Raw genomic sequence first — 15,053 nt, forward strand, 5'->3', positions numbered from 1 at the left:
GTATCCTGGTCTGGAGATTAAAACAATCAGTATACCGGAGGGGAAACAAGACTCCATCTTTCATATCGAAATTACAGATCCTAAGTACGCAACAGTACGAAACATTAAAGCAGGAGACAGCCTGGATACACTCAAAAACGCCTACCCTGAAGGGAAACTGCTTGGTGATGGAGCCCCTAATGAGGAGGATGAATTCCGTTACGAGCCATCCAATTATGTGGATGTGATGTCGTTTCATATCAAGGATGCCAAGGTGGAGAGCATTCAGATTTACAGCCTCTTGGACTAATATTTAGTGATCGATGATGGTAAGCCATTCATACGATTCACCTTTAATACCTGCTCGGGAGAGGGGCGGGTATTTTCTCGTGTATAGACTCGCACAACTGTAAGACGACAAGAACATATAGTTGTCGAAGGACTAGAGCATAGTCCCATTGAAAGTCACTATTTTAGCGGCTTTTTTTGTTTTATCGGAACAAGTTCTTGTCCAGAGCCAAGGACAAGAACTTGTTCCGATTGCCGAAGGACAAGAATATAAGCCGATTACCGATTAGATAAGCATTGAACTATTAATAAATTTATTAAGCTAACAGGCAGGGGAGTTTATTGATTTCACGAATACTCTACATATGAAGTTATTTACGAAGTTCGTAGATAAGAAGTAGAAATCAGCGCAAAGAAGAAAAACCCAGGTGCTTTTCCCGAAGGAGATGAGTTTAATGCTTTACATATTTAGTGGACTGCCGGGTACCGGAAAAACCACATTATCATCGGCTTTAGCAAGAGAACTAAAGGCTACGTATCTTCGGGTCGATGTCGTGGAGCAGGCTATGCGAGATGCTGGAAAGACCATCGAAGGGCCTGAGGGTTACATTGTGTGTTATGCAATTGCATCACAGAATCTTCAACTGGGCCTAGATGTGATTGCAGATACAGTTAATCCTATCCAAATTACGCGCCAGGCATGGCGCAACGTAGCCGATTCTCTTGGAATACCTTATGTGGAAATTGAAGTACTTTGCTCTGATCATATCGAGCACAGGAATCGAATCGAAATGCGTACAGCTGATATTCCAGGTTTTATACTTCCGACGTGGGAGCAGGTCAGAAATAGAGAGTATGATGTTTGGGATCGGGACCACATAGTCATAGATACAGCTCATCAAACTGTAGAAAAAAGCTTAGATACATTATTTAAACAATTGGAAGATAGAAGACTTTCTTGAACTAACGAAGGAAATAATCAGTGTAGGTATTTCTAAGAAGGCGCTGATATCTTATAACACCGCATTCACGCATCGGTGCTGACGCCCCTCGGTCCGCCGGAGGGTTTTCGAGGAAGTGGATCAGGCGGACAACCCTGCACCGACTAACCGCATAGCGGCCGTTCCCTTCGGTCACTTAAGTCGGCGAGGGTTCGTGAATGCCTGAACGTTAGCCGAAAGAAGTTATTAATTTTGGAGGAGTCTATATGATATTAGAAAAAGTTATAAATAGAATTGTAATACAAAGTGAATATAAGGATTTTGTTGATAAGTATATAGATAATATACTTATCGAATTTAAAGATAAGATTCATAGCATTTATATGTGTGGCTCGATTCCAAAAGGAACGGCTAAACCTTTTAAGTCAGATGCAGACTTTACTATTGTGTGTGTAAATCCCAAAGATATTGATTACGAAAGATTGTCAAATATTAAAGACAGGCTTTTAGAAGAATATCCAGTATTAACTAAGATTGATACGACAATTTGCTCGATTGACGATGTATTAAGTAAACCAAATGAGTGGGGTTTTTGGGTTAAGATCATTTGTGTTTGCATATATGGTGATGACGTTGGTGAAAAAGTACCACCGATAATTATTTCTCCAGAGTTCATTTTAGACTTAAATACAGAGACTAAGGACGAAGTAGATCGTATACATAGTTTACTTTCTAATGCTAGTGATAACACAATGAAAACTAGATATATTAAAGGTTACTCTAAGAGATTAATTCGTGCATTATACTCTTTGATTTTAGAAGATACAGGTGTATGGCAAGATGACATTATTAAGATGAAGAATGCCATATTAAACTATTGTGAGATTGACTCCGCTTTAGTTGATTATCTGTACGCATGTTACTTGGATAGTAATGTACATGTTGAAGAGTTTCTGAGAAATGCAGATGAAGTATATAGCTATTTTGAGAACGCCTTAAATGCAATGGCTGCTTCCAGAAAATCCCTCGACTAACACCATATTGACGCTTCGGGTCACGCTGAGAAGCCAGTGACCTCATCCAGCCCCCTAAGCCCGTCAGAACGTCACTGCATTAGGTGTTCGGCAAGCCGCACAACTATAAGGAATAAATGACAGGTGCGGACATTACGCTAACGGGAACGATAGTTGAATATACGAACAGGAAGAAGCTGCCGAACAGCACCGGCTGCTTCATTAAGCTAACGGGTAGGATAACGCAAAAGCAGGTTATATAGGACATCACAAGGAATATAAACGTATAACGTAAATTTTGGAGTTGGTCAAATGGAGACGATGTTATCAGAAGAAATGATCCGAGATGACTTAGTAAAAACATTTCAACGCCTTTTCGATTTGGATGTGCTTGAATCTACTGTAATAAGACGAGGTTGGTTAAACTTAAAATGGAAAGTTATAACTGATTCAGGTCAATTTCTACTTAAACAATACAACAAAAAAAAGATATAAGTTGTATAATCCAGAGGAGCTATTGCTTGCATTCTCTCAACAGGTTAGATTATTTGACAAAGGTCTGGCGTGTCCCAATTTGTTATCACACAATAAAAGTATATTACTTGAATCTGATAACGGAGAACTCTTCACGGTGATGGAATATTGCCAGGGCAAACTAATTCCACCAGGTAAAGCTAATATACATCAAATATACGATTTAGGTCGAGAAACAGGAAAAATGCATCGATTATTAAACGATGGGACACTTAGTATTGAAAATAATCCACAATTTATCCCTCCAAGGCGTGAGGAACGATTAGCACATTGGAACTCAGTTTGGGAACAGACAAAGGAAGCTGGTAAAACTGAATTGCTTTCTGGTATTGAAACTCAACGAAGGGCAACTGAAGATATAGATATAGAAATACTCGAATTACTTCAATCAGGGTGGGCTCATCGTGACCTTTGGGTCGATAATCTTTTATTTAATGATAGTCGACTAACTGCAATCCTTGATTTTGATCGGCTAAAATATGACTATCCGCAGCTAGATGTTGCTCGTGCTGTTATATCATGTTCGTTAGATGATAATTCAGATATCTCCCTTGCCTCAGCATTTATGGAAGGGTACAGCGAAGAACACACCGTAGTAAAGGGTTACTTAACAAACTCCTTAAAGTTGTTGTGGTATATGGAAAGCACCTGGTGGATAAATGCTAACATGGATGAACATAGTATACCTCCTGCTCGCTTCGCAAAGGAAATGATTTGGCTTGCTGAAAATCAAAAGAATATGTCCGATTTGTTAGGAAATATTTAGCTATTACCAAACAATTATATGAAATAATGTAAATGATTAATCATTTTCTGTTAAGCTGACGGAATACAATAGTTCAAAACAACAAACAGCAGCCGGCAAGTAATTGGCTGCTGTTTTTGTTAAGCTAACGGGCAGGTTAACACATAGCAGAAGTAACTTAACGGCCGTTCTGTGTGGATAGTTGGAAAAGGTTTAGAATTGTGTATAGGCAAGTAGAAAGAAGGAAAAGAAGTCCCCCCATAACAAGGGAGGCAGGATAACGTGGCGAACATGGACAAGGACAAAAGGGATTTGGCGAAAGCGGAAACAGTATATGAAACAGGCGAGATCACAAGGACGAAAGTGTACAAGGTTAGCCCGAAGCAGAAAGAGGGAATTGATCGTCTGTCAGTTGAGAGGCTCGAAAGATTACGGGAGGAAGCATTACCTAAGATCCGCGAGAGGTATGAGCAAATGATCAGATCCCGGCAGCAACATCTAAAGAATGACGACATTGGCCAGCATCCGGTGGATTAAACTAATGGGGAACGATAGTTGAATAAACGACCAAGACTAAGCTGCCGGCGCTGATCGGCAGCTTCATTACGGTAACGGGCATGATAGTTCAAATAAAGGCTAGAATAATTTATGTGTGCACATTATAAAAAACAAAATTGAGGTGTGTCACACATGCATTCCTTCGTACGGAACGGCGACATCCTTGGAGATCTATTTTTGCCTGAACAAGATAAAGCCAACGGTGTAGGTATAGTTTGGTGTCCTGGTTTGCCAAATACACCTACTTACGGAGTGATGTGTCATTTCCGCTTTCTAATACTGGTTTTACTGTTCTACAAGCTAGGTATCCTGGGAGCTGGTATGGGAAATTTGGTTCATCAACATCCATAGAAGGTTCTATAAAGGGCGTATAGCTTCTTTCAAAGGGCATGGCCGGAGATTTAGCAACTGAGAAAGAGGTTTTATGGTCAATTAATCGGGTTGTATTATGAGATCAATCTCAAATTGATTAGGAAGCCAAGTTCCCCAACGGGTGCGCAGCGAGGCGAACAACACGAACAACATCAAGAGAAGCCGAATCGTCAAAGTTTTAACTGGAGTGGGTCTAAGTCTTTCCATTGTTTTATCCGGAAGCATGCTGCTTCCTGCACAGCCTGCGCATGCTGCTACTTCGTCCGCAAGTTCCATTGCGGATAGTGTAATAAAAACAGGCAAACAATTCCTAGGCGTTCGTTATCAGTTCGGTGCCCCAACTGGGCGAACGGATGAGTTCGATTGTTCTTCTTTCACTCAATATATTTTCAAGCAAAATGGAATCGATCTTCCCCGATCCTCGAGACAGCAGTCTAAAGTAGGTACGCCAGTTTCCAAAGATCAGCTGCAGCCGGGAGATTTAGTTTTTTCAGATACAAATCGGGATGGGGTTATTAATCACGTAAGTATTTATATGGGTAACGGACAATTGCTGCATACCTACCGGGTCGGCATAGGCGTTACGATTTCCAATTTTGCAGGAAGCGCATGGGATCGTAACTTTGTGAGTGCACGCCGCGTCATTCCTAACAATGGACAAGCTTCTGCAGCATCTCTGCCTAACTAATACAACCTCAAACTACACAAGTTTCTCATGCGAAAATACAATAACATGTTTCCTGGCATGGGAGAGCTTCCGTTAGATCGGATTCAGAGAGCAAGGGGAGAATAGTATACAGAAACAGAGCCTCGTGTAGCTCACAGATGGTTAGAAACCCTGTCCTTTTTTAATGGAACAGGGTTTTTATCAATTCAAGTCTTCAGATGATATTGTGAGGCTAGCTCTTCATTAGATACAAATACATAAGCATGTTGTTTTTTTAGATCTGAATTGCACCGTGTTCGGTGCCTTTTTTGTTTTCTGGAACGTAATCAAAAATTTCGGCGAGAGTGATTGTATTATTTTCCTTTATGGGAAGTTAGTCTACACAGCAGGGCTTTTTAATGAATATGCTCTTTGTATCTGGATCCCAACATGAGAAGGGGATGTTAATGACCATTGGAAAAATGAAGAAGTATAGGGAAATGTTACAGGTCCCTGTCTTGCGTCCACATTTGCCTGAAACTGTCTGGATGACGGAAACAAGGATTTTACGGATGCTCCAAATATACCCCTCTGTCTTTATAAAACCTAATCACGGGAGCGGTGGTAGCGGAATTATCCGTGTGAAGAGATTGGGAAGGGGATTTGAGGTTCGTTGCGGTTCAAGTCTGAAGATTGCGGGACGTTCCTCTGTCTTAAAAGCGATTCGCTCGTACCGGAAATCAGGGCATCGGTATCTAGTGCAGAAAGACCTACGATTAGAGAAGTATCATGGGAAAATTTTTGATATCCGTGTATACCTGCAGAAGCCAAAGAGCAAATGGATCATTTCGGGTATGGCGGCCCGTGTTGCCGCCCCACATAAATTTGTGACCAATTATCATAAAGGAGGGCATGCGGAACCTTTACGAAGGGTCCTCATGAGTCTTTTTCAGAATGACCACTCCAAAGTGGACGCCTGTATTCGTAAAATGGAACAATTATCCATTACCATTGCCGAAACGGTTAATAAATGGCACCCGATTCATGAATTAGGGGTGGATCTTGCCCTAGACAAGAACGGCCACATTTGGATCATTGAAGCGAATTCGCATCCGGGCCATATGTTGTTTACTCAACTCTCCGATCACACGATGATCAGAACCATTATGGAAAACAAACGATCCATGAGGATCTAAGCTCTATATTGATTATTTTAAAGGGAAGGAGCAAAGTTTCAATGAAAAAAACAAAGGAGCTTAGAAACTTGATCAACTCCAAAAAACTGGAATTTATTATGGAAGCTCATAATGGTTTGTCTGCCAAAATTGTTGAGGAGGCGGGATTTAGAGGGATTTGGGCGAGCGGATTATCCATCTCTGCAGCGATGGGAGTAAGAGACAATAACGAAGCCTCCTGGACCCAGGTGTTGGATGTTCTTGAATTCATGAGTGATGCGACGTCCATCCCGATTCTGCTGGACGGGGATACGGGGGTATGGCAACTTCAATAATGCAAGACGCCTGGTCAAAAAGCTGGAGCAACGGGATATTGCAGGGGTTTGTATCGAAGATAAGCAATTTCCCAAAACGAACTCATTCTTAAACGGACAATTGCAGCCGATGGCCGATATCGATGAATTTTGCGGTAAAATCAAGGCCATGAAAGACGCGCAAACCGACGACGATTTTATAGTTGTAGCCAGAGTGGAAGCCTTTATTACAGGGAGGGGACTTGGCGAAGCGCTGCGGCGGGCGGAAGCGTACCGGAAGGCAGGCGCCGACGCTGTTCTCATACACAGCAAGAGGCCGGACATCACGGAAATTGAGGCATTCATGAAGGAATGGGCGGGAAGATTGCCCGTAGTTATCGTACCTACAAAGTATTATTTGACTCCAACCGACAAGCTTCGGGAGCTGGGGATTAGCCTTGTTATATGGGCGAACCATAATTTGCGATCATCCATTCAAGCGATGGAACAGGTATCCCGCAGAATTTATCAGGATGAAAGTCTTGTTCAAATCGAAAAGGAAGTTGCAACGCTGGAAGAAGTTTTTAGGCTTCAAGGGGCTGAAGAGCTGGAAGCTGCGGAACAACGATATCTCCCGGCAACACAGTCCGACTCGAATGAGGGGATATAATGGATACGAAGATATTTGGGGAAGAACTCCGGAAATTAGGATTTACTTTTTTCAGCGGTGTACCTTGCTCCTACCTGAAAAGTTTAATCAATTACTCCATCAACGAATTTGATTATGTTGCAGCAGCCAACGAAGGTGATGCGGTGGCCATCGCATCCGCGGCTTATATAGGGGGGCAAAAATCCGTTGTACTCATGCAAAATTCAGGGCTAACCAACGCTGTTTCGCCGTTAACATCCTTAATCTACCCCTTTCGAATTCCGTTGCTGGGATTTGTCAGCCTTCGCGGAGAGCCAGGGGTTCCTGATGAGCCCCAACATGAGCTTATGGGCAAGATCACAACGAATCTGCTGGAATTGATGGACGTGGAATGGCAATATCTATCCGGAGATTTGGAAGAGGCCAAGAAACAGCTGATTCAGGCCAATGAGCAAATTTCCCGGAATCGGCCATTTTTCTTTGTAGTCAAGAAAGGGACCTTTGACGCAGAGCCTTTGAAAAAGCAGCAAAACTCCATTCGTTCAAACCGGATTCTACGGTGTGCCCATAAAGACAATCAGATGCCTGCGCGGCATGAGGCATTAGCTGTAATCAATTCGGTGAAAGACGGTGATACGATTCAGCTTGCAACCACAGGCAAAACAGGACGGGAATTGTATGAAATAGAAGATGCAAGCAACAATCTGTACATGGTCGGCTCTATGGGGTGCGTCAGTTCTTTTGGACTTGGGCTTTCCCTAAGTCAGCCTGGCAAGAATATTGTCGTGATTGACGGAGACGGCTCTTTATTGATGCGCATGGGAAGTCTTGCGACAAATGGGTATTACAGCCCCAATAACATGATTCATATTCTTCTCGATAATAACGCTCACGAATCAACAGGAGGGCAAAGCACGGTATCCCATAATATTGATTTCGTGAACATTGCCGCTTCCTGCGGTTATACTAGGGCAATCCATGTCCACAACCTCGAAGAGCTGAAAGCTTGTTTACAAGAATGGAAAAAGACTAAAGGTCTTACTTTCCTTTATATGAAAATATCCATGCAGTCCAAAGATCAACTTGCTCGCCCAAGCATAAAGCCTCATGAAGTAAAAGAACGTCTGGAGCGATTTATCAAAAACGACCCCTTAATGATCAAGGAAGTGGATGGTTCATGAGTTCTACCGTAAAGAGAAACATTTTGCTTACTCCAGGTCCGGCAACGACTACAGATAGCGTGAAATGGTCACAGGTGGTTCCGGATATATGTCCCCGTGAAGCCGAGTTTGGCGAAATCATGGAGCATATTTCCACAGAGCTTACCTGTTTGGTTGCGGACCCGAACCATTATCAGACCATATTATTTGGTGGGTCGGGCACTGCAGCCGTTGAATCGATGATCAGTTCCGTCCCTGGAAATGAAGCTGTAGTTATTGTTAATAATGGCGCTTATGGAAAACGGATGTGCGAAATCGCCGCGGTTTATGGAATCGATTATTTGGAATTTAAAAGTCCCTTTGACGATGCGATTCATTTGGCTGACTTAGAGCGTTGCATTCAATCTTCCGGACGAAAGATATCCCATCTTGCCGTCGTGCATCACGAGACGACGACCGGCCTTCTGAACAATGTGAAGGAACTTGGGGTATTATGCCAAAAGTATCATATCGACATGATGGTAGATGCCATGAGTTCATTTGCTGCCGTTCCGATTGACTTGAAGGAAATGAACATTTCCTTTTTGGCATCCAGTTCGAACAAGAATCTGCAGGGATTGCCCGGGGTTTCGTTCGTAATCGCTGAGAAAAGTAAGCTGGAGAGTTTGAAGGACAGGAAACCCAGAAGCTATTATTTGAATTTGTACGCCCAATATCAATATTTTGCAGAACATGCGCAAATGCGGTTTACACCGCCGGTACAGGTATTGTATGCGCTTAGGCAGGCCATCGAAGAATTAAAGCAGGAGGGTGTGGCAAAACGCTACGAAAGATACATGGCATCTTGGAAAACTTTAATCACCGGTCTAACAAGGCTGGATTTATCCTATTTGGTCCCCGAAGCGCATCACTCCAAGCTGATTACATCCATTCATGAACCTTATGCAGAGTTTGACTTCCAATCCATGCATGATTTTTTCTACAGCAAAGGCATTATGATTTATCCCGGCAAATTGGAGGGTTTAAGGACGTTTCGAATTGCCAATATCGGGGACATTACGTCCAAGGATATCGAGTATTTTTTGGAATTGCTTGAAGATTATCTGGATGGCATTGAAGTGAACAATTGAAAGGTGGAGTCCAATGGGATCGGTAACAAAAATAAATGGTTAAAATATTTGTTTTTGAAAAGGTATCCCCCCCTTGCTCCTTATTTACCTGAAACGCAGAAGATGAGTCCACATTCCTTCTGGACGCTTTTGGGAAAATACCGGCATGTCATTGTTAAACCCGTTTGGGGGAGCCGCGGACGGGGCGTCATTCAAGTCTCAGATTTGGGGAATGACAATTATGCCATCCATTACGAGCGTATGGAAACGGTGAAACAGGGAAGAGAGAATACCTATCGGTATATTAAAAGAATAATCAGGTCTGCAGCCTATATGGTTCAACAGAGAATTACTCGGCCGACCATAAATAATCGCCCCTTTGATATGAGAGTCATCGTTCAACGCAAAAAACATTCTTCAAGATGGGTAGTTACAGGAAAGGTAATCAAGGTGGCAGGCAAAGGGTACGTTGTGTCCAACAATACGCGGAGTCATGGACAACTGCTTAGGTTTAAGCCGGGCATCCAACATTCTTCCATCGGACACTTGCCTATAGCCGCATTAGAATACCAAATCGATAAGGTTTCGCTTCGTTCCGCGAAAAGATTAAACGCATTGTTCCCCGGACACCGAATTTATGGCCTGGATATTGCAACTGATCCGTATGGGCGTGTTTCCATTATTGAAGCCAATCTTTATCCGGCCATGTCTCATTTCCTTAAACTGAAGGATGGGGTAACGTATCGCCGAATACTCTCTTATAAAAGAAGTAAATATATCCATTATCGTTAAGTAATCGAATCATAATATGAAAAACCTTTATTTTCCGACTTATCCAGCCATCTCGAACCAAACTCCACATATTTCTCAACCAGATTCTTTAATTAAACCATTAACGCATCGACGAAAGATTATAGGGGCTGCACGATTTATTACGAGGCAGCCTCTATTTGTTTTAACCACTTAAATCTTACGTTCGATTAGAATACAGTAGCAACGCGGGAGGAGAAAACATGCGTAGAATTATTGCCGTTATCTTGCTTCTCATCGGAACGTGCTTTCTGATTTATGACTTCGCCAGACAACAAGTAATCATAAAAGAAGGACTAAAAGAAACCAATACACTGACTACGCAATCATCAGGAACAGCAAATCCGGAAGAGAACAGTACGAAGGAATGTATCACACCTCACTCCCACGGTCAATAGAAGGGATCCGGAACAGAATGATCTCATTGGGTTATACTATCACGTTTCCTAATGGGCTCCGGTCGACCAAAGTTATTTGTGACTCAGTCAATACCCCTTGCCTTGATGGAGGAGGAGCTCAGCAAGTCTTGGGATCATCATATCCGGAAGTCCTGGATACTGAATGTGGGGGATATCAAGCCACAGGAAGCCGAGATGACGATTTTTATTCGTTATGCACGTAGAAAAATACCTATCCTCTTATTTTCAGGGGCATTTTAATGGGGGCTGGCATCATTTTTAAAATATTTTGATGAGAACGATCAAATAATTGAGCAAGACGACGTAGCACACGATTCATTGTCAACCAGATATTGAGCTAAGCTGGCTTGAGGCATTAAGCTAACGGACAGATTACATCAAGGGCATTGGAACTTTATGGGACATCTGGTCGTTATAATGTAGTGATTATTGTGAAATTTCTTTGTGCCAGCATATTAATTGTTGGATTGCTAATTTTATTTGGTTGTTCAAATAGTTCTGAAAAAGATGCAGAAGTCAGCCCAAAGTTTGTAAGTGAAGGAATCGAAATGCAAGGCATAGAAAGGAAAATCGGTATCTTGGGAACGGATTTCGTGGCGAATCAGGCTAATAAACATATGTGGCACTTATGGGGGAGTAAGCTGATTTGGACGGGGAATTTAAAGTCGATGCCATATATATAAAATCTAGTGAGAAGATAAATCCGTTTATTGTTGATATTCCTTCATCATTGTTCGGTCCAAATAACGGTGCAGATGCACATTTACCATCCTCAATGAAGCTACCGAAACCTGGCATTTGGCAGCTTAACGCTTATATTGATGAAAAGTTGTTCGGCAGTATTAATATCGAAGTCAAATGATTATTGAACTAACGGGTAATGATAGTTGAATAAAATAACTAACAGGAAGAAGCTGCCGGTGTCGAGGGACAAGAACATAGTCCCTTTGAGAGTCGCTATTATAGCGGCTTTTTGTTTTATCGGAGAAAGTTCTTGTCCCAGGTCGAGGATAAGAACTTTTTCCGATTTTACCGTAATCGAATCAAAATGTAACTTGCTCGTTCAAGCATACATCAAGAATCCACGGCCACGGACCGTAGCCCGCTTCAACGTTGATATGTCCCATTTTAGGCAACATAACGCAAGGAACCCCTAGATCAAAGTACTGTGAAGCATCTTCCACCGAGCAATAAGGATCTGTTGACGATAAAACCAACAACGTTTTTTCCGCAACCTTTCCGATCTCATGCATGTTTTCCGGTACAGGGAAAAAAGTCATCACTGGTTCATATTCCAAAAATGGCGAGGGTGGGGCTATAAGAATGGCTCGCCGAATTTTTCGTTTCGGCGTTGAAGCCGCGTAGTGGAACCACATGATACACGCTAGACTATGAGCCACGACGATGACTTCTTCATCGTTTGGAATTTCATCAAAGACAGAAGATAAATGATCGAGCCAAACATCCCTGTCAGGTTGATCTTTGTCTGGAAAGTCAGGAAATCGGACTGTTTTACCTCGTTTTACTAGCTCTTGATGTAACCAAGTTTGCCAATGATCGGGGTCACTGCCGCCGACCCCATACAATAGCAGAAAACTTCTGCTCATGATGAGAGACACCTCCAAAATGGTCGTTGTGATCATTGCACACTACCGATTGCCGAAAAGGACAAGAATATGAGCCGGTTACCGATTAGATAACCATCTAACTATGTTTCCAATGGTCTCCTTCTGAAGAGGGCACTTTAAAATAATTTTTGCTTCTTGGTATTGGAAATAGGCTTGATTAACAGATCATCATATTATACAGGTTTTAACAATCCCTCAGCATATAAAGTGTCAAAAGCAATTACAGCACCACCATATTCAACAATTTTCCCATCGACCACTTTATCAACGTCAACCCCTTTGCATCCCTTCTATTCCTAGGGGGATGACCTCCTCCCCCATTCTTAAATTTTATTATCCATAACTGTTACCTCCAGAAATATTTTAGCTATTATAATAGTTTTCTAAATGCTAATCAAGAATTACCGGGACTGTATTGCCTCAATCTAATATAGAATCAAGTCAAAAAGTTAGGAATAAAGTCAAGAGCGGCAACGGAAAATGAGTTTGAGAAATTGAAAACAATTTTTTAAAAAAATTAGGGTTCAGTGAACGATTTCGTGAACCTCCTCGTCATATGTTTGATTGCATGAGTCGCGTACGAGCTGATGTGGTCATTATGGCAAACATGAAACCAAGGAAAGGAGCAGGGACTGCGGTTGGATGAGCACAAGCAAATAAAACGCGCGCAGCGCGGGGATAGCCAGGCGATGGCGCAGCTGCTGCGGAACCATTACTCCTTTTTAATGAAATATCTCATCAAAATGACGATGAATCCGGAGATAGCCGAAGATGTGGCGCAGGAAACCATGCTGAGGTGTATTGAGAAGATTCAACAATATAACGGAAAATCGAAGTTCTCTTCCTGGATGATCACTATCGCTACCAGGATTTATATCGATCAGATGCGCCGCATCAAAGTAGAGAAGCAGTGGAGGGACCAGGAGCAGGCACTTCGAAGCACAGAATGGCAGTTAAAAGCTCAGCAGGAGGAATGGACTGATGCAATCCAGGCGTTGTCCAGGCTCGGGTACGAATGGCGGCTGCCGATTTTGCTCAAGCATTATTACGGCTATACCTATGATGAGATCGCCGATATGATGGGCATTCCGCCGGGGACGGTTAAGTCCAGAATCCATCATGGATTGCAGCAGTTACGAAAGGAGATGGCGACTGATGAAAAGGAATAAAGGAACGCGGGAACGATTTGCCGATCTGAACGAGCAGGATCATTCGTATGACGAAAGCTTCCATGAAGCATCATTCGCAGAGGATCCGGCTCTGATCGCTGAACTGTTGCACGGATTCGGCAAGATGGAGATGGCCATCCGTAATCCGGAGCCGCCGCCTCTGCATGAGCTTGAGCAATTTGTCGCAGTTGAGCAGCAAAGGCTCCGCAAACGTGCAGTACTGGAAGTTGCGCTGTTTTTGATCATTGCTCTGGCTTTAATAGGAAGCAACTTGCTCTTGGCATCCATGAGCATCGTTATATTTGTCGCCATCCAGGGACTGGTTTTCGTCGGTGCAATCGCGTTTGCTGTTCGATTTTTTTATCGTTCAAAGAAGAAGGTGAGATCCGGCCATGCATAAAACGAATCTCGAAACGGTTCCCGTGTGGGCCTTATTGCTAGTCGCTTGCATACTACTGATCCAAAGCCTATTTTTATTCACTCATTCCCGCCGCCATACGAAATACTACTGGATCTGGGGGATTGTCGGGCTGATTCAGGCTCCGGGACCGCTAGTTGCCTATTGGCTTGTTCATATTTATTGGCCCAAAAGAAAAGAACACCTGAAGAGAGGAAATGATCGCAACAAACCAAACGAATAAAGGGGGAAACACATATGGATACGATGAATTCAAGCATACCTTGGAGTCTGATCATGCCTATTATCGTCCTGCAGCTGATTTTGGCTGTGGTGGGATTGGTATCTTTATATAAAGCGGAAGCAATTCGCGGACCTAAATGGTTGTGGGTCATCATCATTTTGTGCGGCAACATTCTGGGCTCAGTCGCTTATTTTGTCATAGGAAGGAAGGATGCCTCATGACCCGGACGTTGCTGCAGGTAAGAGACTTATCCAAGCGCTTTAAAGAGCGTAAAGTTGTCAAAGGAATATCGTTCAGTATCGCTGAAGGCTGCTGCACTGCTCTACTCGGACCAAATGGTGCCGGCAAAACAACAACGATCAGTATGCTAACTGGATTACTTCAGCCGTCGGGAGGATCGATTGAGCTGCTGATAAACGGAAGTCCGGCTGCGGATCGGCGGCCTTACATCGGCTTTTTACCGCAAATGCCGGTGTTTTATCCTTGGATGACCGGGGCTGAATTTCTGCTCTACGCCGGAGAGCTTGCCGGGTTGACGAGCCGTGAGGCCAAGAGGATGACCGGCGAGTGGCTGGAGGCAGTGGGGCTTAGTGGTGAGGGTAAGCGTAGGATCGGCGGCTATTCAGGTGGCATGAAACAGCGCTTGGGGCTTGCCCAGGCACTGATTCACCGGCCGAAACTGCTCATTCTTGATGAGCCAGTGTCAGCGCTCGACCCCAAAGGTCGCAAGGATGTGCTGACTCTGCTCCAGCGCATTCGCCGGGAGACGACAGTCCTGTTTTCCACACATGTACTACATGATGCAGAAGAAATTTGTGATGAAATTCTCATGATTCACAATGGCAATCTTGCACTCCAAGGAAGCCTTGATCATGTTCGCCGAACTTACAGTGAGCCGGTGATCAGGTTGGAGGTAGGTGAAGA

Annotated in this window: 19 protein-coding genes and 2 pseudogenes; 20 read left to right on the forward strand and 1 reads right to left on the reverse strand. The window is 43.2% G+C overall.

What is annotated here, in order from left to right:
* From CPT76_RS39350 to CPT76_RS37190, 16 genes and pseudogenes are all read left to right on the forward strand, one after another.
* Positions 1–289 (forward strand): annotated as a pseudogene (locus CPT76_RS39350) (hypothetical protein); the annotation flags it as partial.
* 433 nt (positions 290–722) lie between these two features.
* Positions 723–1,229 carry a P-loop nucleotide/nucleoside kinase family protein gene (locus CPT76_RS10105; protein WP_105442823.1) on the forward strand — a complete coding sequence of 169 codons (507 nt, stop codon included), beginning with the start codon at positions 723–725 and terminating at the stop codon, positions 1,227–1,229.
* Positions 1,230–1,474: 245 nt separating this feature from the next.
* Positions 1,475–2,242: a nucleotidyltransferase domain-containing protein gene (locus tag CPT76_RS10110; RefSeq protein WP_105442824.1), complete on the forward strand. Its 768-nt coding sequence runs from the start codon at positions 1,475–1,477 to the stop codon at positions 2,240–2,242.
* Positions 2,243–2,533: 291 nt separating this feature from the next.
* Positions 2,534–2,716 carry a hypothetical protein gene (locus CPT76_RS39355; protein ID WP_258168263.1) on the forward strand — a complete coding sequence of 61 codons (183 nt, stop codon included), beginning with the start codon at positions 2,534–2,536 and terminating at the stop codon, positions 2,714–2,716.
* A 1-nt stretch (position 2,717) separates the two neighbouring features.
* Positions 2,718–3,521 (forward strand): phosphotransferase, encoded by an 804-nt coding sequence (locus tag CPT76_RS10115; protein WP_258168264.1) that lies wholly within the window; start codon positions 2,718–2,720, stop codon positions 3,519–3,521.
* A gap of 270 nt (positions 3,522–3,791) precedes the next feature.
* Complete coding sequence (locus CPT76_RS10120) at positions 3,792–4,037, forward strand: hypothetical protein (RefSeq protein WP_181152774.1); 246 nt, start codon at positions 3,792–3,794, stop codon at positions 4,035–4,037.
* A 514-nt stretch (positions 4,038–4,551) separates the two neighbouring features.
* Positions 4,552–5,118 carry a C40 family peptidase gene (locus CPT76_RS10125; RefSeq protein WP_258168265.1) on the forward strand — a complete coding sequence of 189 codons (567 nt, stop codon included), beginning with the start codon at positions 4,552–4,554 and terminating at the stop codon, positions 5,116–5,118.
* A 425-nt stretch (positions 5,119–5,543) separates the two neighbouring features.
* Positions 5,544–6,272: a YheC/YheD family protein gene (locus CPT76_RS10130; RefSeq protein WP_105444028.1), complete on the forward strand. Its 729-nt coding sequence runs from the start codon at positions 5,544–5,546 to the stop codon at positions 6,270–6,272.
* A gap of 41 nt (positions 6,273–6,313) precedes the next feature.
* A pseudogene (gene aepX / locus CPT76_RS10135) lies at positions 6,314–7,214 on the forward strand (phosphoenolpyruvate mutase).
* Positions 7,214–8,374, forward strand: coding sequence for a phosphonopyruvate decarboxylase (aepY, locus tag CPT76_RS10140; protein WP_105442826.1), 1,161 nt, complete (start codon positions 7,214–7,216; stop codon positions 8,372–8,374). Before aepX ends, aepY begins: the two are co-directional and overlap by 1 nt.
* On the forward strand, positions 8,371–9,483 hold the full coding sequence (locus CPT76_RS10145) for a 2-aminoethylphosphonate aminotransferase (protein ID WP_105442827.1): 1,113 nt from the start codon (positions 8,371–8,373) through the stop codon (positions 9,481–9,483). Before aepY ends, CPT76_RS10145 begins: the two co-directional genes overlap by 4 nt.
* A gap of 3 nt (positions 9,484–9,486) precedes the next feature.
* Positions 9,487–10,254, forward strand: coding sequence for a YheC/YheD family protein (locus CPT76_RS10150; RefSeq protein ID WP_258168266.1), 768 nt, complete (start codon positions 9,487–9,489; stop codon positions 10,252–10,254).
* Between the two features lie 221 nt (positions 10,255–10,475).
* A complete protein-coding gene (locus tag CPT76_RS10155; protein WP_105442828.1) occupies positions 10,476–10,670 on the forward strand; it encodes a hypothetical protein in 195 nt (64 codons plus the stop codon).
* Positions 10,671–10,775: 105 nt separating this feature from the next.
* The gene (locus CPT76_RS41990; RefSeq protein ID WP_374954666.1) at positions 10,776–10,931 is read left to right on the forward strand and encodes a glycosyl hydrolase 115 family protein; all 156 of its coding nucleotides are present in this window, start codon (positions 10,776–10,778) and stop codon (positions 10,929–10,931) included.
* Between the two features lie 308 nt (positions 10,932–11,239).
* Entirely contained in the window at positions 11,240–11,374 is a 135-nt protein-coding gene (locus CPT76_RS41995) for a hypothetical protein (protein ID WP_369008951.1), read from the forward strand.
* Positions 11,338–11,553 (forward strand): hypothetical protein, encoded by a 216-nt coding sequence (locus CPT76_RS37190; RefSeq protein WP_105442830.1) that lies wholly within the window; start codon positions 11,338–11,340, stop codon positions 11,551–11,553. Before CPT76_RS41995 ends, CPT76_RS37190 begins: the two co-directional genes overlap by 37 nt.
* 181 nt (positions 11,554–11,734) lie before the next feature.
* Here CPT76_RS37190 and CPT76_RS10170 read toward each other — a convergent pair whose 3' ends face one another.
* Positions 11,735–12,298 carry an RBBP9/YdeN family alpha/beta hydrolase gene (locus CPT76_RS10170; protein ID WP_181152776.1) on the reverse strand — a complete coding sequence of 188 codons (564 nt, stop codon included), beginning with the start codon at positions 12,296–12,298 and terminating at the stop codon, positions 11,735–11,737.
* A 659-nt stretch (positions 12,299–12,957) separates the two neighbouring features.
* On the opposite strand from CPT76_RS10170, the gene sigY reads away from it, so the two are divergent.
* From sigY to CPT76_RS37195, 4 genes are all read left to right on the forward strand, one after another.
* Positions 12,958–13,488: an RNA polymerase sigma factor SigY gene (gene sigY / locus CPT76_RS10175; RefSeq protein WP_105442832.1), complete on the forward strand. Its 531-nt coding sequence runs from the start codon at positions 12,958–12,960 to the stop codon at positions 13,486–13,488.
* The gene (locus CPT76_RS10180) at positions 13,475–13,888 is read left to right on the forward strand and encodes a YxlC family protein (protein ID WP_105442833.1); all 414 of its coding nucleotides are present in this window, start codon (positions 13,475–13,477) and stop codon (positions 13,886–13,888) included. Before sigY ends, CPT76_RS10180 begins: the two co-directional genes overlap by 14 nt.
* 255 nt (positions 13,889–14,143) lie before the next feature.
* Positions 14,144–14,350: a PLDc N-terminal domain-containing protein gene (locus tag CPT76_RS10190; protein WP_374954636.1), complete on the forward strand. Its 207-nt coding sequence runs from the start codon at positions 14,144–14,146 to the stop codon at positions 14,348–14,350.
* A partial coding sequence (locus tag CPT76_RS37195; RefSeq protein WP_181152777.1) for an ABC transporter ATP-binding protein occupies positions 14,347–15,053 on the forward strand: 707 nt, incomplete at its 3' end. The genes CPT76_RS10190 and CPT76_RS37195, both read left to right, overlap by 4 nt.

The organism is Paenibacillus sp. AR247 (genome assembly GCF_002968895.1).
Taxonomy (GTDB): Bacteria; Bacillota; Bacilli; order Paenibacillales; family Paenibacillaceae; genus Paenibacillus_AQ; species Paenibacillus_AQ favisporus.

What these genes read in the sequence shown, in the direction of transcription:
- CPT76_RS10105 (WP_105442823.1), top strand. Translation starts at nt 723, where the DNA reads ATGCTTTACATATTTAGTGGACTGCCGGGTACCGGAAAAACCACATTA.
- CPT76_RS10110 (WP_105442824.1), top strand. Translation starts at nt 1,475, where the DNA reads ATGATATTAGAAAAAGTTATAAATAGAATTGTAATACAAAGTGAATAT.
- CPT76_RS39355 (WP_258168263.1), top strand. Translation starts at nt 2,534, where the DNA reads ATGGAGACGATGTTATCAGAAGAAATGATCCGAGATGACTTAGTAAAA.
- CPT76_RS10120 (WP_181152774.1), top strand. Translation starts at nt 3,792, where the DNA reads ATGGACAAGGACAAAAGGGATTTGGCGAAAGCGGAAACAGTATATGAA.
- CPT76_RS10130 (WP_105444028.1), top strand. Translation starts at nt 5,544, where the DNA reads ATGACCATTGGAAAAATGAAGAAGTATAGGGAAATGTTACAGGTCCCT.
- aepY (WP_105442826.1), top strand. Translation starts at nt 7,214, where the DNA reads ATGGATACGAAGATATTTGGGGAAGAACTCCGGAAATTAGGATTTACT.
- CPT76_RS10145 (WP_105442827.1), top strand. Translation starts at nt 8,371, where the DNA reads ATGAGTTCTACCGTAAAGAGAAACATTTTGCTTACTCCAGGTCCGGCA.
- CPT76_RS10155 (WP_105442828.1), top strand. Translation starts at nt 10,476, where the DNA reads ATGCGTAGAATTATTGCCGTTATCTTGCTTCTCATCGGAACGTGCTTT.
- CPT76_RS41990 (WP_374954666.1), top strand. Translation starts at nt 10,776, where the DNA reads ATGGAGGAGGAGCTCAGCAAGTCTTGGGATCATCATATCCGGAAGTCC.
- CPT76_RS41995 (WP_369008951.1), top strand. Translation starts at nt 11,240, where the DNA reads ATGCAAGGCATAGAAAGGAAAATCGGTATCTTGGGAACGGATTTCGTG.
- CPT76_RS10170 (WP_181152776.1), bottom strand. Translation starts at nt 12,298, where the DNA reads ATGAGCAGAAGTTTTCTGCTATTGTATGGGGTCGGCGGCAGTGACCCC.
- CPT76_RS10180 (WP_105442833.1), top strand. Translation starts at nt 13,475, where the DNA reads ATGAAAAGGAATAAAGGAACGCGGGAACGATTTGCCGATCTGAACGAG.
- CPT76_RS10190 (WP_374954636.1), top strand. Translation starts at nt 14,144, where the DNA reads ATGGATACGATGAATTCAAGCATACCTTGGAGTCTGATCATGCCTATT.